Below are 18,908 nucleotides of genomic sequence, written 5' to 3' on the forward strand. Positions count from 1 at the left end.
TTATAATTTTAATAATGTGTGTGTGTCATTGTTGTATAGGTAATCATATTTTTTAACACCTCCATAGTGCCAATCTAATATTTGCGTATTATAGAAATTTTTTTTACGTTCTAAGGCTAGTTTTCCTCTTTCGGATAGTAAAAGCATATCTTTTGTCTGGTTTAGAAACTGAAAAAGCCTAGCAAGAACACGTTTCATTTGCATATCACCATACCCATAATATCCTTGATATTCAAGAGCATATCCGGTAAGTTGCTTAATATTTTTAATTTGATAATTATCTACCATCTCCAGAACATTGTGTTCTAGGGTGTTAAGTCCGGTGAGCATATTAGGAAATCGTTGTAAATGTGCTCTTAGGCATATGGATAAGTATTCAAAAGAAGAGTTTCGTTTGATTTGGCCAGCAATTTTTTGTGGCTTTGACTCGCAATATAAAGTCCATACATGGTCAGCAAGTTCTAGATCATCAAGGGTTAATTGGATTTTATTATGATATTGTTGTTTTAGTTGTTCGTTGGATAATTCACAGAGACCAAATAGCTTTTTTTTATGTAGTACTTTACCACTACAAACTAGATATATAGGAATATTTCTAACTCCTTTTCTTAAAATCAAACTAATCGCCGCAACCATATTGATATGACAAAAAAGATCATATTCGAACCATAATACTATTTCATCATAATCTAGTATGCTATCTAATTTCTTTAATTGTGAAATGAATTTAGTATCATAATCAGAGGCAGAAATTCTATAGTATTTTTTTAAAAACCTTTTTCGTTTTCTAATAGAATTTTCAGTTTCTACCTTAATTACAGTAGGACCTTCACAAAACATTTCACGCCAGACCATAAAATCTCCTGTGACAAGTTTTAATTCTTGCATTCTATTAGTAAGACTGTCTCCATTGGTAATGTGTAATGTAGCCATTGATTAAATAATTAATTTATACTATCCTCCAACACGTTTTACTTTAAATCCTTTTTCTTTAAGAATTTCCATAATTTGATTTCTATAATCACCTTGTATGATTATTGCATCATTTTTAAAACTTCCTCCAACACTTAAACGAGTTTTTAATTCTTTCGCTAGTTTTTTAAAATCTTCATCAGCTCCAGTATATCCTTCGAGTATGGTGATTGGTTTTCCTTTTCTTTTTTCATACTTACAAAGTATTGGGTCTTCTTGCATCCATATCTGATCTTTATGATCTTGTACAATTTCTTCTTTTTCGAGTTGATGATCAGGAAATAAATTTTTTAATTGGTCTTGTAAATCCATGAAGGTATTTTATTTTTTTATTAATCCAATTTCGACAAGCCTTTGGTGTAAAAATTCTCCAGCAGTTATATCTTCGTAATGTTTAGGGTTTTCTTCTGTAATACATTCTTCAAGACAATTTAATTTCATGTCACTTCTTGGGTGCATAAAGAAAGGAATAGAATATCTAGGTTGATTCCATTGCTCTTTTGGCGGATTTATTACTCGATGTATTGTAGATCGTAATTTATTGTTTGTATGACGCTCCAACATGTCTCCAACATTAATGACTAGCTCGTTTTCTTTTGGAATGGCATCAATCCATTGCCCATCTTTACGTTGGACTTGTAATCCTCCTGTAGAGGCCCCCATCAGTAATGTGATTAGATTGATATCTCCATGGGCTCCAGCTCTAACTGCTCCTTTGGGTTCTTCTGTGATCGGAGGGTAATGAATTGGTCTTAAGATACTATTTCCATTACTCGCCCAGTGATCAAAATAATATTCATCGACTCCTATATAAAGAGATAATGCTCTAAGAATGTATATACCTGTTTTTTCTAGCATTTTATATGATTCCATTCCTATGCTATTGAACTCTTTTAACTCCTCTACAGTAATATTAGAAGGATATTTCTCTAATAAATTGGCGCCTGCATCGGGTTCTTGCCCAAAATGCCAAAACTCTTTAAGGTCACCTTCTTTCTTTCCTTTAGCATGTTCTTTGCCAAAAGAGGTATAGCCACGTTGTCCACCTAATCCTTCAATTTCATATTTCTTTTTTACATCTGTAGGAAGATCAAAAAAAGCTTTAATTTCTGTATATAAACTCTCTACGAGTTTGTCGCTTAAAAAATGATTTTTCAATGCAACAAAACCTATTTCTTCATAGGCTTTTCCTATTTCGTTGACAAATTTTTGTTTTAGAGAAGGATCCTCAGACAGAAAATCTGCCAAATCTATGCTTGGTATAGTATTCATTAATATAGTTATAGTGTCTTGAAGAACTAAAATAAGTGTATTTCGGCTAAAAACTCCAAATAGTACTTCAAATTTTATATATAGTTAGTAAGATATAAGTCAAATTTATTAATTTTTAGAAGCTAACCACTAGTTTTGTAGTAAATTTAATTAATTCATAGAATTGTTAGGTGAAAATTAACAACTACTTAATAATATTGTAGTTGTGATGTAAATTCTGAGATTAAAAATAAGTACATTTACTTAACAAATTTTCTTTTATGGAGCATATTTCGGAGAAAACAAAATCACTTCACTTTGATCGATTAGCGTATCATGAAAATACACTTATTATGTTGTATTTTAAGATGCTTAAATCTAGACTTATTGAAGAAAAAATGCTGGTATTGTTACGTCAAGGCAAAATATCTAAATGGTTTAGTGGTATAGGTCAGGAAGCAATATCAGTAGGAGTAACAGCGGCTTTAGAAAACGATGAGTATATATTACCGATGCATCGTAATTTAGGAGTGTTTACCACACGAGATATTCCTTTGTATAAATTATTTAGTCAGTGGCAAGGAAAAGCCAGTGGGTTTACTAATGGTCGTGACCGTTCTTTTCATTTTGGGACACAAGAATATCATATTGTAGGTATGATTTCTCACTTAGGCCCTCAAATGGGAGTGGCTTGTGGTATTGCTCTAAGTAATCTTCTGACTAAAAACCCGAAAATTACTGCAGTATTTACAGGAGAAGGAGGCACTAGTGAAGGAGACTTTCATGAAGCACTTAATATTGCTTCTGTGTGGAGTTTACCAATATTGTTTTGTATAGAAAATAATGGGTATGGTTTATCGACACCAACTACTGAACAATATTGTTGTAAGCATCTTGCAGATCGGGGTATAGGATATGGTATGGAATCACATATAATTGAAGGGAATAATGTACTAGAGGTGTATGATAAGGTTAATGGTTTAGCTAAGAGTATTAGACAAAATCCACGTCCAGTTTTATTAGAATTCAAAACGTTTAGAATGAGAGGGCATGAGGAAGCTAGTGGAACAAAATATGTACCCAAGGAACTAATGGAGTACTGGAGTACTAAAGATCCTGTAGAGAATTATAAAAACTATTTAATTGATAAAGGGGTGATCTCTGTGAAGGATGATCTTCAAAAACGATCAGTTTTGAAAACCGAAATAGAAACTCATTGGGAACAGGCTAATAGCGAATCAGCTATTAAAGTAGATTTGGATAAAGAGTTAAATGATGTCTATACGAGATTTGATCATATTGAAATAAAACCAAAATCCAGTACTAAAGAGCTTAGGTTAATTGATGCAATTTCTGATGGTTTAAAAGAAGGAATGTATAAGTACGATAATCTTGTGATTATGGGGCAAGATATTGCAGAATATGGAGGAGTTTTTAAAATAACGGAAGGTTTTATAGATTTATTTGGTAAAGAACGGGTACGGAACACCCCAATTTGCGAATCTGGGATCATTTCTACAGCATATGGATTGGCTGTGAATAGTCATAAAGCGATAGTTGAAATGCAATTTGCAGATTTTGTGTCTTCTGGGTTTAATCCGATTGTTAATTTATTAGCAAAATCAAATTATCGATGGAAGCAATCAGCAGATGTTGTTATCCGAATGCCTTGTGGAGCAGGTGTAGGAGCGGGACCTTTTCATAGTCAAACTAATGAGGCTTGGTTTACTAAAACACCAGGACTCAAGGTTATATATCCTGCATTTCCATTTGATGCAAAAGGCTTGTTGATTGCTGCTATTGAGGATCCTAATCCAGTATTGTTTTTTGAGCATAAAGCTTTATATAGAAATATTCGTCAGCAAGTCCCAGAAGGATATTATAATTTGCCATTAGGAAAAGCATCTGTGATAATAGAAGGAAACGATATTACTGTTATAAGTTATGGAGCAGGAGTGCATTGGGCTACAGAAGTATTAGAGAAATATCCCTATATTCAAGCGGATATAATAGATTTACGGACATTACAACCTTTAGATGAAGAAACCATTTATAGATCTGTTAGAAAAACAGGTAAAGTGATCATTTTACAAGAAGATACTTTATTCGGGGGGATAGCTTCTGATATTTCAGCATTGATTATGGAAAACTGTTTTACATTTCTTGATGCACCCGTAAAACGGGTGGCTAGTTTGCAAACCCCAATTCCATTTGATTTACATCTCGAAAGTCAATATTTAGGTATAGAAAGATTTGAAGAAGAATTAATATCACTAGTACAATTTTAGAATACGTTTTTGTCTTTTCTAAAAGCTAAAATTTGAAGGATTTTGTGATTTATTAAAAAAAACGAAAGCGATTTTATAGTTATGAAAACGTTATAGTTAATAAAAATAATACATTGTTTTAGGTTGTTGTTAATTCATGTATTGTAGGTGGTTAAGGTGTTAGATAAAGGTTGTGGGGGGTAGTGAAGTATTATTAATTCAATTTAGGGTTAAAATCCCCTTTAACATATGTTGTGTGTTCTATAAGTAAATCTTAATTTCGCGTTGATTATACAAAAGTATAATCTTTGGGATTGAAACATTTAAGGGTTAAAATATAATTTATGAACACTAATCAACAAGAAATACTTCAGGCTTCAAAGATATTGATCACTGGAGCAGCAGGGTTTATAGGATCAAACCTTTGTGAAACACTTATTAATATAGGGAGTACAGTCGTAGGACTAGATAATTTTGCTACAGGGCATAAGAGAAACCTTTCTAAACTACTAGAAAATCCTAAGTTTACTTTTATTGAAGGAGATATAAGGAATATTGATGACTGTCATAAAGCATGTGAGGGTGTAGATTTTGTATTACATCAGGCAGCATTAGGATCTGTTCCAAGATCTATAAATGATCCAATAACATCTAATGATGTTAATGTAGGTGGTTTTCTTAATATGTTAGTAGCTTCTAGAGATGCAGGAGTGAAACGATTTATTTATGCAGCGAGTTCTTCTACATATGGTGATTCTATAGCGTTGCCAAAAGTAGAAGAGAAAATAGGAAAACCATTATCTCCATATGCTATTACTAAATATGTAAATGAATTGTATGCTGATAATTTTAAAAAGACATATGATTTAGATACTATTGGACTACGTTATTTTAATGTATTTGGTCGTAAACAAGATCCTGACGGAGCTTATGCAGCTGTAATTCCAAAATTTGTGATGCAGTTTATGAAGCACGAATCTCCAGTAATTAATGGAGATGGATCGTTCTCTAGAGATTTTACATATATAGATAATGTTATACAAATGAATTTATTATCTATCGTATCAGATAACCCAGAAGCATTGAATAATGTATATAATACAGCATTTGGGGAGAGAACAACATTAAACGAATTGACTTCTTTATTAAAAGAATATTTAGGGGAATATGACTCTGCTATAGCAGATATAGAAATGAAGTATGGTTCAGAACGTAAAGGAGATGTACCGCATTCTCTGGCTTCTGTAGATAAAGCAAAAGCATTACTTGGATATGCTCCCAAATTTGACATAAAATCAGGCTTAAAAGAAGCCGTGAAATGGTATTGGGAAAATCTAAAGTAGTTTCTAATTTTCTTCCAGTAAAAAAAAATAAAGACACATCACTATTATGCAACAAGATATTAAGATAGCCATTATTGGATTAGGATATGTAGGATTACCTTTAGCTAGGTTGTTTGCCACTAAATACCCTGTAGTAGGTTTTGATATTAATAAAAAAAGAATTGAAGAATTATGCTCAGGGACTGATTCTACTCTAGAAGTAGAGGATGAGTTATTACAATCCGTATTAAAAAATGAAGTAGATTTAAATACTAACGGATTATATTGTTCCTCTACTTTAGAAGATATCAAAGATTGTAATTATTATGTGATTACAGTTCCTACTCCAGTAGATAAAAATAACAGACCCGATCTGACTCCTTTATATAAATCAAGTGAAACGGTAGCGCAGGTTTTGAAAAAAGGAGATATAGTCATTTATGAATCTACGGTATATCCAGGAGTAACCGAAGAAGAATGTATTCCTGTATTAGAGAAAATCAGTGGATTGAAGTTTAATGAAGATTTTTATGCAGGATATTCCCCAGAACGGATTAATCCTGGAGATAAAAAACACACCGTAGAAAAAATTCTTAAAGTTACAGCAGGTTCTACTCCAGAAATAGGAAAAAAAGTAGATAATCTATATAATTCTGTTATTACAGCAGGGACTCATTTAGCTCCAACAATAAAAGTTGCAGAAGCTGCTAAGGTAATTGAAAATTCTCAAAGAGATATTAATATTGCTTTTGTTAATGAATTAGCTAAAATCTTTAATTTAATGGATATTGATACTAATGATGTATTAAAAGCTGCAGGAACTAAATGGAATTTCCTTCCTTTTAAACCAGGATTAGTAGGAGGGCATTGTATTGGTGTTGATCCATATTACTTAGCTCAGAGAGCACAAGAGTTTGGGTATCATCCAGAAATTATACTTGCAGGAAGAAGATTAAATGATAGTATGGGGCAATATGTAGCATCAGAGGTAATTAAGCTTATGGTAAAACACGATATTCATATAAAAGGAGCGAATGTACTAGTATTAGGAATAACGTTTAAAGAAAATTGTCCTGATGTACGTAATACTAGAGCTGTTGATGTGATTAACCAGTTAAGTGATTTTGGAACCAAAGTTACAGTATATGACCCTTGGGCAAATCCATCAGAAGTATTACATGAATATAATTTAAATACCACAATGGACTTACCTAAAGAAAAGTACGATGCTGTTGTATTAACTGTTGCTCATAAAGAATTTTTAGATATAGATTTAAAATCGATGTTAATGCCAAACGGTGTTCTATATGATGTTAAAGGTATATTAACAGAGGATGTAAATGGACGATTGTAGATGTAATTAACGAGATATATCGATGATGAGTTTAAAAAAATAACACGTATGAGATATAACTCTAAAATTATCATAACTCAAACAATAAAATGTCATTAAGAAAACAAGCACTTTCAGGTGTTTTTTGGACATCAATCCAGCAATTTAGTACTCAGGGAATATCGTTCGTGGTGTCTATTATTTTGGCTAGACTATTACTGCCTTCAGAGTTTGGTTTGATAGCGCTGATAGGTGTTTTTATAGGAATAGGGTCAGCTTTAGTAGGAAGTGGTTTAAGTCAGTCTTTAATTAGAACAACAGATCCTGATGATGAAGATTTTTCTACAGTATTCTTTTTTAATTTAGGAGGGAGTATTGTTATTTATCTTATTATATTTTTTTCAGCTCCTTTGATTGCCTTATTTTATAAGGAAGCGATTTTAACATTACTAATTCGCGTATATTCAGTGATATTTATTATCAACGCATTTTCTACAATTCAAAACACAATATTATTAAAAAATTTAGACTTTAAAAGGCAGTTAATAGTCTCAATACCATCATTAATAATAGGTAGTGTTATAGGTATAACTTTGGCATATAATGGTTTTGGAGTATGGAGTTTGGTGTGGAATAGTATTGTGCAATCATCATTAATGGCGATTCAGTTATGGTATTGGTCAAAATGGAAACCTAAATGGGTGTTTAGTAAAGAAAAATTTAAATACCACTTTGGTTATGGTTTTAAATTAACAATATCCAGTATTATAGATACATTTTTTAATAATGCATATACAATTATTATCGGAAAGTTCTTTACAACAGCACAGGTGGGATTTTATAATAGAGCAGATTCATTGAAGCAATTACCAGTAACTAATATTACTCAAATTATAAATAAGGTAACCTTTCCATTATTTGCAAGTATTAAAGATGATGATGTACGTTTAAAAGAGATCAATAAGAAAATAATGAAAATGGTTATTTTTATTGTAGCTCCAACCCTTGCCCTAATGTTAGTTTTGGCAGAACCATTAATCAGTTTATTATTAGGAGAGAAGTGGATGCCTGCTGTTCCATACTTTAAAATACTATGTTTAAATGGCTTATTATTTCCTATTCACTCATATAATCTTAATATTTTAAAAGTAAAAGGGAGAAGTGATTTATTTCTGAAGTTAGAAATAGTAAAAAAAATAATAATAATAGTAGTTATAGCCTGTACTTTTCAGTTAGGAATTGACGGATTGTTATATGGAAGCGTTTTATTATCTCTCATATCATTTTTTATTAATAGCTATTATACTGGTAAGTTTATTAATTATAATACAATAGAGCAGATTAAGGACATAATCCCTGCAGTTATTATAGCTTTTTTTATGGGACTGATAGTACACTTTGCTGACAAAGGACTAAAATACCAGATGGGATATGATATTGATATAGTAAGATTACTTGTGGGGAGTGTAATAGGCTCTTTATTATATTTAACATTTAGCTATATGATAAAGTTGAGTTCTATATCCGAATTATTAATGATATTACATAAAAAAAGAAATTTAAAAAGTTAAATTGAAATTAGATAAAAAAATACATGTTTTAATAGCTATGAATGCTCCTTTTTCATCAACTGCAGGAGGAATAGAAAGGACTACAGTAAATTTAGCAAAATATCTTTCTTTAAGAGATGATATAAAGTGTTATTGTTTATTTAATCAGTTTTTGGATCAATTTCAGCATATAGAAAAGATACAAGGTAGTATCAATAATCCATTAGAATTAAGAAAAATTATTATTAATCATAAGATTGATATCATTTTATTTCCTGCAGGCCCATGGTATACCCTAGTAGGAAACCAAGCTGTATATGATACAACTTGTAAAATAATTACAGCATATCATTCAAAACCAGGATATGAAACTCTGGTTTTAAAAAAGCGATTAAAACGTTTTTTTGTACAAGAAAAAAAGTATGTTAAGAAAATATACTACCTTATTAATTTAACATTTTTTCCTATTTATAAAGCTATAAATAAGAGAAAAACTCAAAAATTATTTCAAAAAGGATATGATTACAGTGATAAATTTGTTTTGTTATCAGAACGATTTATTGAAGATTTTAAATCATATTATTCTCTACCAAATAAAGAAAAACTTGTAGGTATTGGTAATGCATTGTCATTTGACTATTTTGCTACGAAGCAAGATATACAAGCTAAAAGAAAAGTTATACTAGTAGTATCTAGATTAGATGAAGCAAGTAAAAGAATAAGTATGCTAATCAAAATTTGGAAACAATTACAAGAAAAATATAGTGACTGGTCTTTAAAAATCGTAGGAGATGGACCAGATAAAAAAATGTATGAAAGTCTAATAGAAACACAGGGGCTAAAAAATGTAATGTTATTAGGAAAACAGAAACCTCTTTCTTTTTATAAAGAAGCATCAATTTTTTTGATGTCCTCGTCTATAGAAGGTTGGGGTATGACTTTAACAGAATCATTACAAACAGGATGTGTCCCTATAGCTTTTAACACATTCTCTTCTATTAAGGATATTATAGAGGATACCAAAACAGGGTTTATTATACCAGAGGGAGATATAGAATTATTTAAAAATAAAGTAACCTATTTAATCGATAATATAGAACAGAGAGAACAGATGGCCATGGCAGGAGTACAAAGTAGTTACCAATTCGAAATGGATAAAGTAGGGAAACAATGGATAACTATTTTTAAAGAACTAGTACAACAGTAATTAAATTATTATGTTAAATAAAGTTAGACATGTTTTATGGAGATTATTAGGGATTGATTATCACCATGCACTAAGAATACATGATTATGTTTTTCTTAAAAATGATAACTTTTCTAGTATTGGTCATAAAACTTATGATAATGGGGCGTTAGTGTGGCGATGGACAAAGGCAGAATTAAAAATAGGAAAATATTGTAGTATAGCCAACAATGTACGGTTTATTGTAGACGAGGGGTATCATCAAGCTTCAAGAATAACATCTTTTCCTATAATCAATAATTTTTTTAAAGATGAGTTAGTATTACCCAGTGGGAAAGATAAGAATGATTTTTTGAAAACAATAGAGCAACGAGAAGGTATTGTTATAGGTAATGATGTATGGATTGGAATGGGGGCATATATTATGCCCGGAGCAAAAATAGGAAATGGGGTAACTATCGCGGCAAACTCTGTAGTAACAGGCAATAGCATAATACCTGATTATTGTGTCGTGGGAGGAAGTCCTGCAAAAATCCTGAAGTTTAAACATGATAAACAGACCATTGAAAGATTAAATAATATTGCTTGGTGGAACTGGGATGAGAGTGAAATAAAAGAAAAAGCAGAAGATTTCTATATGAGTACGGACGATTTTATTAAAAAATATGGAAAATAAGAATCATAAAAAAAGTATTCTTTTTGTAATAGAATCATTACAATGTGGAGGAGCAGAAAAGAGCCTTACAACATTGTTACAAAATATTAGTTTTGATGCATATGAGATTGATTTGATCCTTATAAATAAAGGAGGAGAGTTTGAGAAATTTGTACCAGAAAAAGTTAATATTATATATAAAGATCAATTTTTAAACTCAGGTTTTCTTACGAGTCAAATAAAAAGAATCCATTACTTGTTATTAAGAAAACTAAACAGCATCCAGAAAACATACCATTTAGCTCAGCAATACTGGAAAGCTTTTGGTTCATCAATTGCTAATCATGATAAAAAGTATGCTATTGCTATAGCATATAATCAAGGGTTTTCTACATATTATGTAGCTAATAAGGTTATTGCTAATAAAAAATATGCTTGGTTGAATACAGATTATCAAAAAGCAGGGTATACTATTAATTTTGATTTTAAACATTATACTCAGTTTAATAAAGTTGTATGTGTTTCAAAAGAAAATGAAATATCATTACAGAGCGCTGTACAGGGTATTGGAAAAAAAATAGAAACTACAATTATTAAAGATATTACAGATTATGAGCTAATTAAAAAAATGAGTTCAGAAAAAATCGAGTTCAGAAAAGAAAAAAATACAACTACAATAGTTACCGTTGGTAGACTAGCACAGGCAAAAGGATTACATATGGCAATCGAAGCTTGTTCAATTTTAAAAAAGAAAGAAAAGAATGTGAAGTGGTACGTAATAGGAGAGGGACCCGAGCGCAATACTCTTGAAGAGTTAATTCGCATTCATAATCTCGAAAAGAATTTTATTTTACTAGGATTTAAGGAAAATCCATACCCATATATCTATTCTTGTGATATCTATACCCAGACATCATTGTTTGAAGGTTTAGGCTTAACTGTAATTGAAGCAGCTATGTTAAAAAAACCAATAGTAACTACTAATTTCCCTACAGCATCATCAATAATAGAACATGATAAGACAGGTATAATCTGTGAAATGAACCCTGATGCTATTGCAACTAGTATAGAGAACTATATGAATAATGAAATATTAGTTAAAAAAGTTATTGAGAACCTAGATAATAGAGTAAATAAAGATAAAGAAATATCATTACAGAAATTTAACATTTTAATGAATAATTGAGGTATAATCAATTAATTAGCCAGATCAACTATTGTTATAACAATTATGAAAATAAAAACGATTACTTGTCACGAAGTGTATAATTATGGCGCAAGCTTACAAGAGTATGCCTTACTGAAATATTTAGAAAATTTAGGCTATGAAGCAGAAACGATTCATTATAAGCCACCTTATTTAAGTAAGCATTTTAAGCTATGGATAGTTTCTAGCCCTTTTTTTGATAAAAATTTTCTTTTTAGAGCTATATATTTGATTTTAAAATTGCCTAAGCGATTGATTAACCTAAAAAGGAAAAAGAAGTTTGATGAATTTTCTGAAAAATATATAAAGAGTGGTAAAAAATTATATAGATCTAACGAAGAGTTAAAAGCGGATATTCCTGAAGCCGATGCTTATATATGTGGCAGTGATCAAATATGGAATTCTTTTTTTGAAAATGGAAAAGACCCTTCTTTTTATTTAGATTTTGTACCAGATAATAAGTTAAAATTATCATATGCTGCAAGTTTTGCTATTGATGAATTGGAAGAAGATATAAAAGGTTTTGTAAAAGAAAAAGTATCTAGGTTAGATTATGTTTCTGTAAGAGAATCTTCAGGGAAAAGAATTTTAGAAGATTTAGGTTTTGATAAAGTTACACAAGTATTGGATCCGGTTTTTTTACTAGAGCCAAAAGAATGGCAAGCATTAATGCTTCCTCAGATAGAAAAAGATATCGTAGATAAAGGGAAGTATATAGTCGTTTATGATTTTGATAACGATCCTGTAATTAAGGAGTTGGCAGAGAAATTGAAAAAAGAAAATGGATGGAAAATCTATGCTTTTAATGAATTAATTGATTACGCTGACAAAAATTTTTATTTAGAAGGTCCAGAACTATTTCTGACTGTATTGAATACTGCAGAATGTATTTTAGCCAACTCATTTCATGCGGTAGCATACTCTTTAATATTACATAAAAACTTAGCTGTTTTTAATAGAAGTGATAAAATAAATACACGTATGCGAGATTTATTGCAATCTGTAGGACTTAGTAAGTTTTTATTGGATAAAGACACAATATTAGATTATGAGTTGGATACTATAAATTACATAGAAGTGCAAAAAAAATTGGATGTACTTATCAAAAAATCTAAAACATATCTTAATACAGCCCTAACAAGCTAAAAGCCATGAGATTATTATATATAACAAATCAAGTGTGTGGTCCAGGAGGTTTGGAGAGAGTATTGTCTATTAAAGCAAGCTTTTTAGTAGATAATTTTGATTATGATATTCATATTTTAACTTTAAACCAAGGAGATGAGCCCTTATTCTATAATTTTAGTGCTAAAATTTATTACCATGATATTGCTGTAGAAGGCAATCCAATACGCTATATTTCTAAATATAGAAAAGGAATTAAATCCATCTTACAAAAGGTAGATCCAGATATCATAATAGTCTGTGATGATGGAATAAAGGGATTACTTCTTCCTATGATTATAGGGAAATCACATCCAATGATCTATGAAAGGCATGTTTCTAAAAATATTGAAATTAGAAATGATCATCAATCAATAGTAGATCGTCTAATTTCTTCTTTTAAGTTTAAACTAATGAATTTAGGAGGTTCACTTTATGATCACTTTGTCGTTCTTACAGAAGGTAATGTAAAAGAGTGGAATCTCAAAAACCTAAAAGTCATACCCAATCCATTATCGTTTTATCCAAATACGCAAAGTACCTTGCAGAATAAAAAAGTTCTTGCGGTAGGTAAACAGAGTTTTCAAAAAGGTTATGACCGTTTATTACAAAGCTGGAAAATAGCTGTAAGTCAACATCCAGATTGGCAACTGGATATATATGGAACCATAAGTAAAGAAGAAAATTTAGAACAATTGGCCAGTGACTTGGGGATCTCAGATACAGTCAATTTTTACCCTCCTGTAAAGAATATTTCAGAAAAATATAAGGAAGCATCTATATATGTAATGTCCTCGAGATATGAGGGATTTGGAATGGTATTAACAGAAGCTATGGCATACGGAGTGCCTTGTGTTTCTTTTGATTGCCCTTTTGGCCCTTCTGATATTATTAAAGATCAGCAAAACGGATTCTTAGTTAAAAACGGCGATATTGCAGAGTTGGGGAATAAAATCAATACTCTTATGAGTGATGAAAACAAAAGGCAGATGATGGGTAAATCTGCAAGAAAATCAGTAACGTATTATTTACCAGAAAAAATAGCTTCTGTCTGGGATCAATTATTTAAAGAAACACTTAAAAAAAGAGCTTCTTAATGAAAATAATTTTTGTGATAGACCAGGTATATTTGCATGGAGGTATCGAAAGAGTACTTTCTATTAAAGCTAATTATTTTGCAGCAAAGAAAGGATTCGAAATATGTATAGTAACTACAGAGCAAAAAAACAATAAACCATGTTATCATTTTGATGATAAGATACTTTTTAAAGATCTAGGAATAAACTATAATAGAGAAAAATCGTATTTTCATCCTGTAAATCTAAAGAAATTACCGAAACATATTCGTAAGCTTAAGTCCGAGATACACTATTTTAATCCAGATGTAGTAGTAGTTTGTAGTCATAGTACAGACACATATTTTATGCCTTTTGTTAAAAAAAGAATACCTAAGGTAAAAGAATTTCACTATTCAAAACACATTGAAATAGAAAGCCGTCAAAATCCAAAAAATCTTATAAAAAAGTATTTCTTAAAATTTGCAGATTATGTAGAGAGTAAATATGATGCATTAGTAGTTCTTAATAAAGATGAAGCTACATATTATAAAACAAATAATAAGGTTATTATTCCTAATCCACTAACATTTTATCCAAAAGAGGTATCAAGTATATCAGAAAAAATAGTTATCGCGGCGGGTAGAATCGCCCCAGTTAAAGGATATGATATGCTGATTGATATATGGAACACTGTATATGAAAAGAATAAAGATTGGAAATTGTATATTTATGGCGAAGGAGATTTACATTATATAAAGACCTTACAGGATAAGATTACTGTATATGGGTTAGAAAAAGTTGTTTTTTTAAAAGGATCAACAGATGCTATAAAAGATAAAATGTTGAGCTCTTCGATTTTTGTAATGACATCTCATAATGAGTGTTTTCCTTTAGTTTTATTAGAAGCTCAAGCTTGTGGATTGCCTATTGTTTCATTCGATTGCCCACATGGTCCTAGAAATATAATTAATACAGATAATGGATCGTTAGTTTCGTTGTATGACAATGACTCTTTTGCAAAAGAGCTTATACGATTAATGGATCATAAAGAAGAGTTAATAAGAATGGGTAAGCATGCTAGAGAAAACTCTTCTCAATATAAATTGAATGCTGTTATGGAACTTTGGGAAAGTATGTTTAATAATCTAATATCAGAATAAAATAATTGCAATATGAGGTCATTGATTTTAAGTTTTTACAAAATATTTTTAATACCACATATTTTGTTATATAAGTATAGTAATAACAAAAATGATATACATAAGGATATAGATAGGTGGGCTTTTGCTAAACAAAAAAAAGGAAGTAGAATTTCTTTATTATTAGACTTTTTGGCATATTCACCCGATTTTAGAACAATTTTTTATTTTAGAACTAGAGGAATACTAGCACATATTTTAAACTTCTATTGTAGGAAAGAAAAATATTTTAGAATTGATATTAATACAAAACTAGGAGGAGGAGTGTTAACAGGTCATCCATATAGTACGATTCTTAATGCAAATTCTATAGGAGAAAATTTTTATGTTAATCATTTAGTTACTGTAGGTGAGGTTAATGGGAAAAAACCAACAATAGGGGATAATGTTTCTGTTAATACAGGAGCAATTATTATAGGAGATATCACTATAGGAAATAATGTAGTAATAGGAGCAGGAGCTGTGGTGGTAAAAGACATACCTAATGATTGTGTTGTTGTTGGTAATCCAGCAAGAATAGTTAAGAAAGATGGAAAACGAGTTGAAGTATGATGTTTAGAATTGATAGAAATATAAAAAAGATTACTAAATCGGTATAGTTAAATGAATACTTTAGTGCCATTAGAACATTACTACCCTTTGTACATTAATCTGTGCTTATTTTTGGTGGTATTTACGGTACTACATACTTTAATCCTGAAAATGGATGAAACTAAAAATATAAGTTTTATTAATATCACAGGGTATTTATTACTAATCTTTTTAATTTTTTATTTAGGAGAAAGACCTATTCATAGAATATTTGGAGATACTGTAAATTATAATATTGCATTTAAACGATACCAATTAGGAGAAGAAATTACAAGTTTTGATGATTATGGATGGGATGTGTTTATGAAAACACTATCTAGTTGGATGTCTATACATACTTTCCTTACCATTTGTACTTTTATATATATATATCCATTATATAAGATTTCAAAGGTTTTATTTAAAGATTATTGGTACTATGCATTTATAATGTTTGTGATTTCTTTTTCTTTTTGGACATATGGAGTGAATGGTGTTCGAAATGGAGCTGCAACTTCAATATTCTTATGGGGGTTATGTTTTCATAAAAAAAAGATTGTCATGGGGCTCTTCTTTTTATGGGCAACTTTCTTTCATAAAACTTTGTATTTACCAATTTTCGCATTTATTGTGACTTATTTTTATAATAACCCTAAAATATATTTTAAAGGATGGCTTTTTTGTATCCCATTATCTTTAGTTATGGGAGGGTTTTGGATTACAATATTTGCCAGTTTAGGTTTTGCCGATGATAGACTTTCTGGATATTTAACATCAGAATCAGAAGCAGGAACATTTTCTAGTACAGGGTTTAGGTGGGATTTTGTATTTCATAGCGCTTTTGCGGTATTTGCAGGATGGTATTTTATTTACAAAAAACAATTTGAAGATAAATTTTATTTTCAACTATTAAACACATATCTGATTTGTAATGGTTTTTGGATTTTAATTATTAAAGCTAATTATTCCAATAGATTTGCTTATTTGTCATGGTTTATGATGGGATTGATTATTATTTATCCATTCCTAAAACAACAATTTTTTAAAAACCAGCATTTTATGATCGGTAAAGTGATGGTTGTCTATTTTTCATTTACTTATTTTATGTATTATATCTATTACGGATGAAAACACTAACAGTATTTACGCCAACTTATAACAGGGCATATTGCCTTGATCAATGTTATCAAAGTTTAGTCAAGCAAACTTCCAAAGATTTTGTATGGTTAATTATAGATGATGGGTCATCAGATAACACAAAAGAATTAGTAGAAAGTTGGAAATTAGAAAATATAGTTGACATTATATATCATTATCAAGATAACTTAGGGATGCATGGAGGGCATAATGCAGCATATAGATTAATAGAAACAGAATTAAATGTATGTATTGATTCTGATGATTTTATGCCAGTTGATGCAGTAGAAAATATAGTTAGTTTCTGGAAAAAAAATGGAAACAATACGTATGCAGGAATTATAGGTCTAGATGCAGATAAAAATGGAGATATTATTGGAACTAAAATTCCTGAAAAAATACAAGAAACTACGGTAATAGATCTATACCAAAAACATAAAGTAATAGGAGATAAAAAGTTAGTCTACAGGACAGAAGTAGTCAAAAAATACCCTCCATATCCAATATTTGAAGGCGAAAAATTTGTTCCCCTTGGATATTTATATCAAATGATTGATCAAGATTATAAAGTTTTGACTCTTAATAAAGTTTTGTGTATTGTAGAATACATGCCAGATGGTTCGAGTTTAAATATGCTAAAGCAATATAGAAGACATCCAAAAGGATTTGCTTTTTCTAGACTAACAGAGATAAAATATGCTACAAGTTTTAAAGAACTTATCAAAAAAACAATTCATTATATATCTAGCAGTTTGTTATCCAAAAATTGGAGATTTATAAAAGAATCGCCTAAAAAAATATTGACTATACTAATGATTCCTTTTGGAGTATTACTATATATTTATATACTTCTTAAAACTAATAAAACCTCTTAGCACTATACTATGAAACCCATAAGAGTATTACAGGTATTAACTATTATGAATAGAGGAGGAGCTGAGACTATGGTAATGAATTATTATAGGAATTTAGATCGTTCTAAAGTTCAATTTGATTTTTTATTGCACCGCCAAGAGAGAGGTGTTTTTGATGATGAAATCGAGAATCTTGGAGGTAAAATATATAGATTGCAAAATATTAATTTTAAAAATCTGTCAAAGTATAAAAAAGCTTTAGATAACTTTTTTATAGATCATAAAGAGTATAAGATTGTACATTCACATCTTAATGCATTGAGTGTTTTTGTGTTAAATTCTGCAAAGAAAAATGGCGTAAGCATTAGGATTGCTCATAGTCATACCAGTTTGTATAATCTAAATCTAAATCCATTTTCTAAGGAAAGGCATAGTTTAGGCTTTGCATTTAAATTTATAGTTCAGAATCTATTAAAACGTAATATAACTAAATACGCAAATCATTATTTTTCTTGTGGAGATAAAGCAGGGATTTGGTTATATGGTAAGAAAAACATGTCTGAGGTTAGAACTATAAATAATGCTATAGATTCGAGTAAATTTATATATGATCCAGAAAAATCTTTACAAATTAAAACCGAATTAAATTTAAAGGACAAATTAGTAGTAGGTCATGTTGGTAATTTTGTACCCGAAAAAAACCATCAATTTATTTTACAAACTTTTCAAGAATTGATAAAAATAAAAGATGATTGTTTATTACTATTAGTTGGAGGAGGACCTAATAAATCAGTTTTTGAACGTATGGCAAAAGAAATGAATTTAGAAAAAAATATTCTTTTTTTAGGTGTTCGAAGTGATGTCCCAGTTTTACTACAAGCAATGGATGTTTTTTTATTTCCTTCTACAAATGAAGGACTACCAGTTACTTTGATAGAAGCTCAAGCTTCTGGATTAAGAATTATAGCCTCAGATGAGATCTCTAAAGAATTAAATATTACTGGGCAAGTTGATTTTATGTCTTTAGAAGAAAGCCCTCAATTATGGGCAAAAAAATTATTAAGTATATCAAGTAGCCACAAAGAAAATACAATGAAAAAAATAATTGATGGTAATTATGATATACATAATAATGCATTGTTACTTCAAGAATTTTATTACAACCAAATAAATAAATAAAAGG

Annotated in this window: 17 protein-coding genes; 14 read left to right on the top strand and 3 right to left on the bottom strand. The window is 30.0% G+C overall.

The annotated features are described in order from the left end of the window. From N456_RS15775 to N456_RS15785, 3 genes are read right to left on the bottom strand one after another with little or no spacing between them, the layout of a single operon-like run. Positions 1–933 (bottom strand): DUF1835 domain-containing protein, encoded by a 933-nt coding sequence (locus N456_RS15775; RefSeq protein ID WP_062059355.1) that lies wholly within the window; start codon positions 931–933, stop codon positions 1–3. A 21-nt stretch (positions 934–954) separates the two neighbouring features. Beyond that, positions 955–1,284, bottom strand: a complete 330-nt coding sequence (locus N456_RS15780) for a translation initiation factor (protein WP_062059357.1) — start codon at positions 1,282–1,284, stop codon at positions 955–957. Positions 1,285–1,293: 9 nt separating this feature from the next. Further along, positions 1,294–2,244, bottom strand: a complete 951-nt coding sequence (locus N456_RS15785) for an isopenicillin N synthase family dioxygenase (protein ID WP_062059359.1) — start codon at positions 2,242–2,244, stop codon at positions 1,294–1,296. Between the two features lie 260 nt (positions 2,245–2,504). Between N456_RS15785 and N456_RS15790 the strand changes: the two genes are divergently transcribed. From N456_RS15790 to N456_RS15855, 14 genes are all read left to right on the top strand, one after another. Then, positions 2,505–4,511, top strand: coding sequence for an alpha-ketoacid dehydrogenase subunit alpha/beta (locus tag N456_RS15790; RefSeq protein ID WP_062059361.1), 2,007 nt, complete (start codon positions 2,505–2,507; stop codon positions 4,509–4,511). A 323-nt stretch (positions 4,512–4,834) separates the two neighbouring features. Next, positions 4,835–5,833 (top strand): SDR family oxidoreductase, encoded by a 999-nt coding sequence (locus N456_RS15795; protein WP_062059362.1) that lies wholly within the window; start codon positions 4,835–4,837, stop codon positions 5,831–5,833. A 46-nt stretch (positions 5,834–5,879) separates the two neighbouring features. Further along, entirely contained in the window at positions 5,880–7,166 is a 1,287-nt protein-coding gene (locus N456_RS15800) for a nucleotide sugar dehydrogenase (protein ID WP_062059364.1), read from the top strand. An 89-nt stretch (positions 7,167–7,255) separates the two neighbouring features. Then, the gene (locus N456_RS15805; protein ID WP_062059366.1) at positions 7,256–8,716 is read left to right on the top strand and encodes a lipopolysaccharide biosynthesis protein; all 1,461 of its coding nucleotides are present in this window, start codon (positions 7,256–7,258) and stop codon (positions 8,714–8,716) included. Between the two features lies 1 nt (position 8,717). Then, positions 8,718–9,902 carry a glycosyltransferase gene (locus tag N456_RS15810; RefSeq protein ID WP_062059367.1) on the top strand — a complete coding sequence of 395 codons (1,185 nt, stop codon included), beginning with the start codon at positions 8,718–8,720 and terminating at the stop codon, positions 9,900–9,902. A 10-nt stretch (positions 9,903–9,912) separates the two neighbouring features. Beyond that, on the top strand, positions 9,913–10,557 hold the full coding sequence (locus N456_RS15815; protein ID WP_062059369.1) for a CatB-related O-acetyltransferase: 645 nt from the start codon (positions 9,913–9,915) through the stop codon (positions 10,555–10,557). Further along, positions 10,547–11,722 (top strand): glycosyltransferase, encoded by a 1,176-nt coding sequence (locus tag N456_RS15820; RefSeq protein ID WP_062059371.1) that lies wholly within the window; start codon positions 10,547–10,549, stop codon positions 11,720–11,722. Before N456_RS15815 ends, N456_RS15820 begins: the two co-directional genes overlap by 11 nt. Positions 11,723–11,767: 45 nt before the next feature. Beyond that, positions 11,768–12,889 carry a polysaccharide pyruvyl transferase family protein gene (locus N456_RS15825; protein ID WP_062059373.1) on the top strand — a complete coding sequence of 374 codons (1,122 nt, stop codon included), beginning with the start codon at positions 11,768–11,770 and terminating at the stop codon, positions 12,887–12,889. 5 nt (positions 12,890–12,894) lie between these two features. Further along, complete coding sequence (locus N456_RS15830) at positions 12,895–14,004, top strand: glycosyltransferase family 4 protein (RefSeq protein WP_062059375.1); 1,110 nt, start codon at positions 12,895–12,897, stop codon at positions 14,002–14,004. Continuing rightward, entirely contained in the window at positions 14,004–15,125 is a 1,122-nt protein-coding gene (locus tag N456_RS15835; protein WP_062059377.1) for a glycosyltransferase family 4 protein, read from the top strand. The genes N456_RS15830 and N456_RS15835 overlap by 1 nt, the downstream gene beginning before the upstream one ends. Positions 15,126–15,137: 12 nt before the next feature. Then, positions 15,138–15,716, top strand: a complete 579-nt coding sequence (locus N456_RS15840; RefSeq protein ID WP_082422558.1) for an LbetaH domain-containing protein — start codon at positions 15,138–15,140, stop codon at positions 15,714–15,716. Positions 15,717–15,767: 51 nt separating this feature from the next. Further along, on the top strand, positions 15,768–16,862 hold the full coding sequence (locus tag N456_RS15845; RefSeq protein WP_062059381.1) for an EpsG family protein: 1,095 nt from the start codon (positions 15,768–15,770) through the stop codon (positions 16,860–16,862). Then, the gene (locus N456_RS15850) at positions 16,859–17,746 is read left to right on the top strand and encodes a glycosyltransferase family 2 protein (RefSeq protein WP_062059382.1); all 888 of its coding nucleotides are present in this window, start codon (positions 16,859–16,861) and stop codon (positions 17,744–17,746) included. The genes N456_RS15845 and N456_RS15850 overlap by 4 nt, the downstream gene beginning before the upstream one ends. Before the next feature lie 9 nt (positions 17,747–17,755). Further along, positions 17,756–18,904: a glycosyltransferase family 1 protein gene (locus N456_RS15855; RefSeq protein WP_062059384.1), complete on the top strand. Its 1,149-nt coding sequence runs from the start codon at positions 17,756–17,758 to the stop codon at positions 18,902–18,904. The last annotated feature ends 4 nt before the right edge of the window (positions 18,905–18,908 follow it).

Source organism: Aquimarina longa SW024 (genome assembly GCF_001401755.1).
Lineage (GTDB): Bacteria > Bacteroidota > Bacteroidia > Flavobacteriales > Flavobacteriaceae > Aquimarina > Aquimarina longa.

Bases quoted from the DNA above. Each gene is read 5' to 3' on its own strand.
- N456_RS15820 (WP_062059371.1), top strand. From the start codon at position 10,547: ATGGAAAATAAGAATCATAAAAAAAGTATTCTTTTTGTAATAGAATCA.
- N456_RS15850 (WP_062059382.1), top strand. From the start codon at position 16,859: ATGAAAACACTAACAGTATTTACGCCAACTTATAACAGGGCATATTGC.
- N456_RS15855 (WP_062059384.1), top strand. From the start codon at position 17,756: ATGAAACCCATAAGAGTATTACAGGTATTAACTATTATGAATAGAGGA.
- N456_RS15780 (WP_062059357.1), bottom strand. From the start codon at position 1,284: ATGGATTTACAAGACCAATTAAAAAATTTATTTCCTGATCATCAACTC.
- N456_RS15790 (WP_062059361.1), top strand. From the start codon at position 2,505: ATGGAGCATATTTCGGAGAAAACAAAATCACTTCACTTTGATCGATTA.
- N456_RS15800 (WP_062059364.1), top strand. From the start codon at position 5,880: ATGCAACAAGATATTAAGATAGCCATTATTGGATTAGGATATGTAGGA.
- N456_RS15775 (WP_062059355.1), bottom strand. From the start codon at position 933: ATGGCTACATTACACATTACCAATGGAGACAGTCTTACTAATAGAATG.
- N456_RS15795 (WP_062059362.1), top strand. From the start codon at position 4,835: ATGAACACTAATCAACAAGAAATACTTCAGGCTTCAAAGATATTGATC.
- N456_RS15805 (WP_062059366.1), top strand. From the start codon at position 7,256: ATGTCATTAAGAAAACAAGCACTTTCAGGTGTTTTTTGGACATCAATC.
- N456_RS15840 (WP_082422558.1), top strand. From the start codon at position 15,138: ATGAGGTCATTGATTTTAAGTTTTTACAAAATATTTTTAATACCACAT.
- N456_RS15830 (WP_062059375.1), top strand. From the start codon at position 12,895: ATGAGATTATTATATATAACAAATCAAGTGTGTGGTCCAGGAGGTTTG.
- N456_RS15825 (WP_062059373.1), top strand. From the start codon at position 11,768: ATGAAAATAAAAACGATTACTTGTCACGAAGTGTATAATTATGGCGCA.
- N456_RS15835 (WP_062059377.1), top strand. From the start codon at position 14,004: ATGAAAATAATTTTTGTGATAGACCAGGTATATTTGCATGGAGGTATC.
- N456_RS15845 (WP_062059381.1), top strand. From the start codon at position 15,768: ATGAATACTTTAGTGCCATTAGAACATTACTACCCTTTGTACATTAAT.
- N456_RS15815 (WP_062059369.1), top strand. From the start codon at position 9,913: ATGTTAAATAAAGTTAGACATGTTTTATGGAGATTATTAGGGATTGAT.
- N456_RS15785 (WP_062059359.1), bottom strand. From the start codon at position 2,244: ATGAATACTATACCAAGCATAGATTTGGCAGATTTTCTGTCTGAGGAT.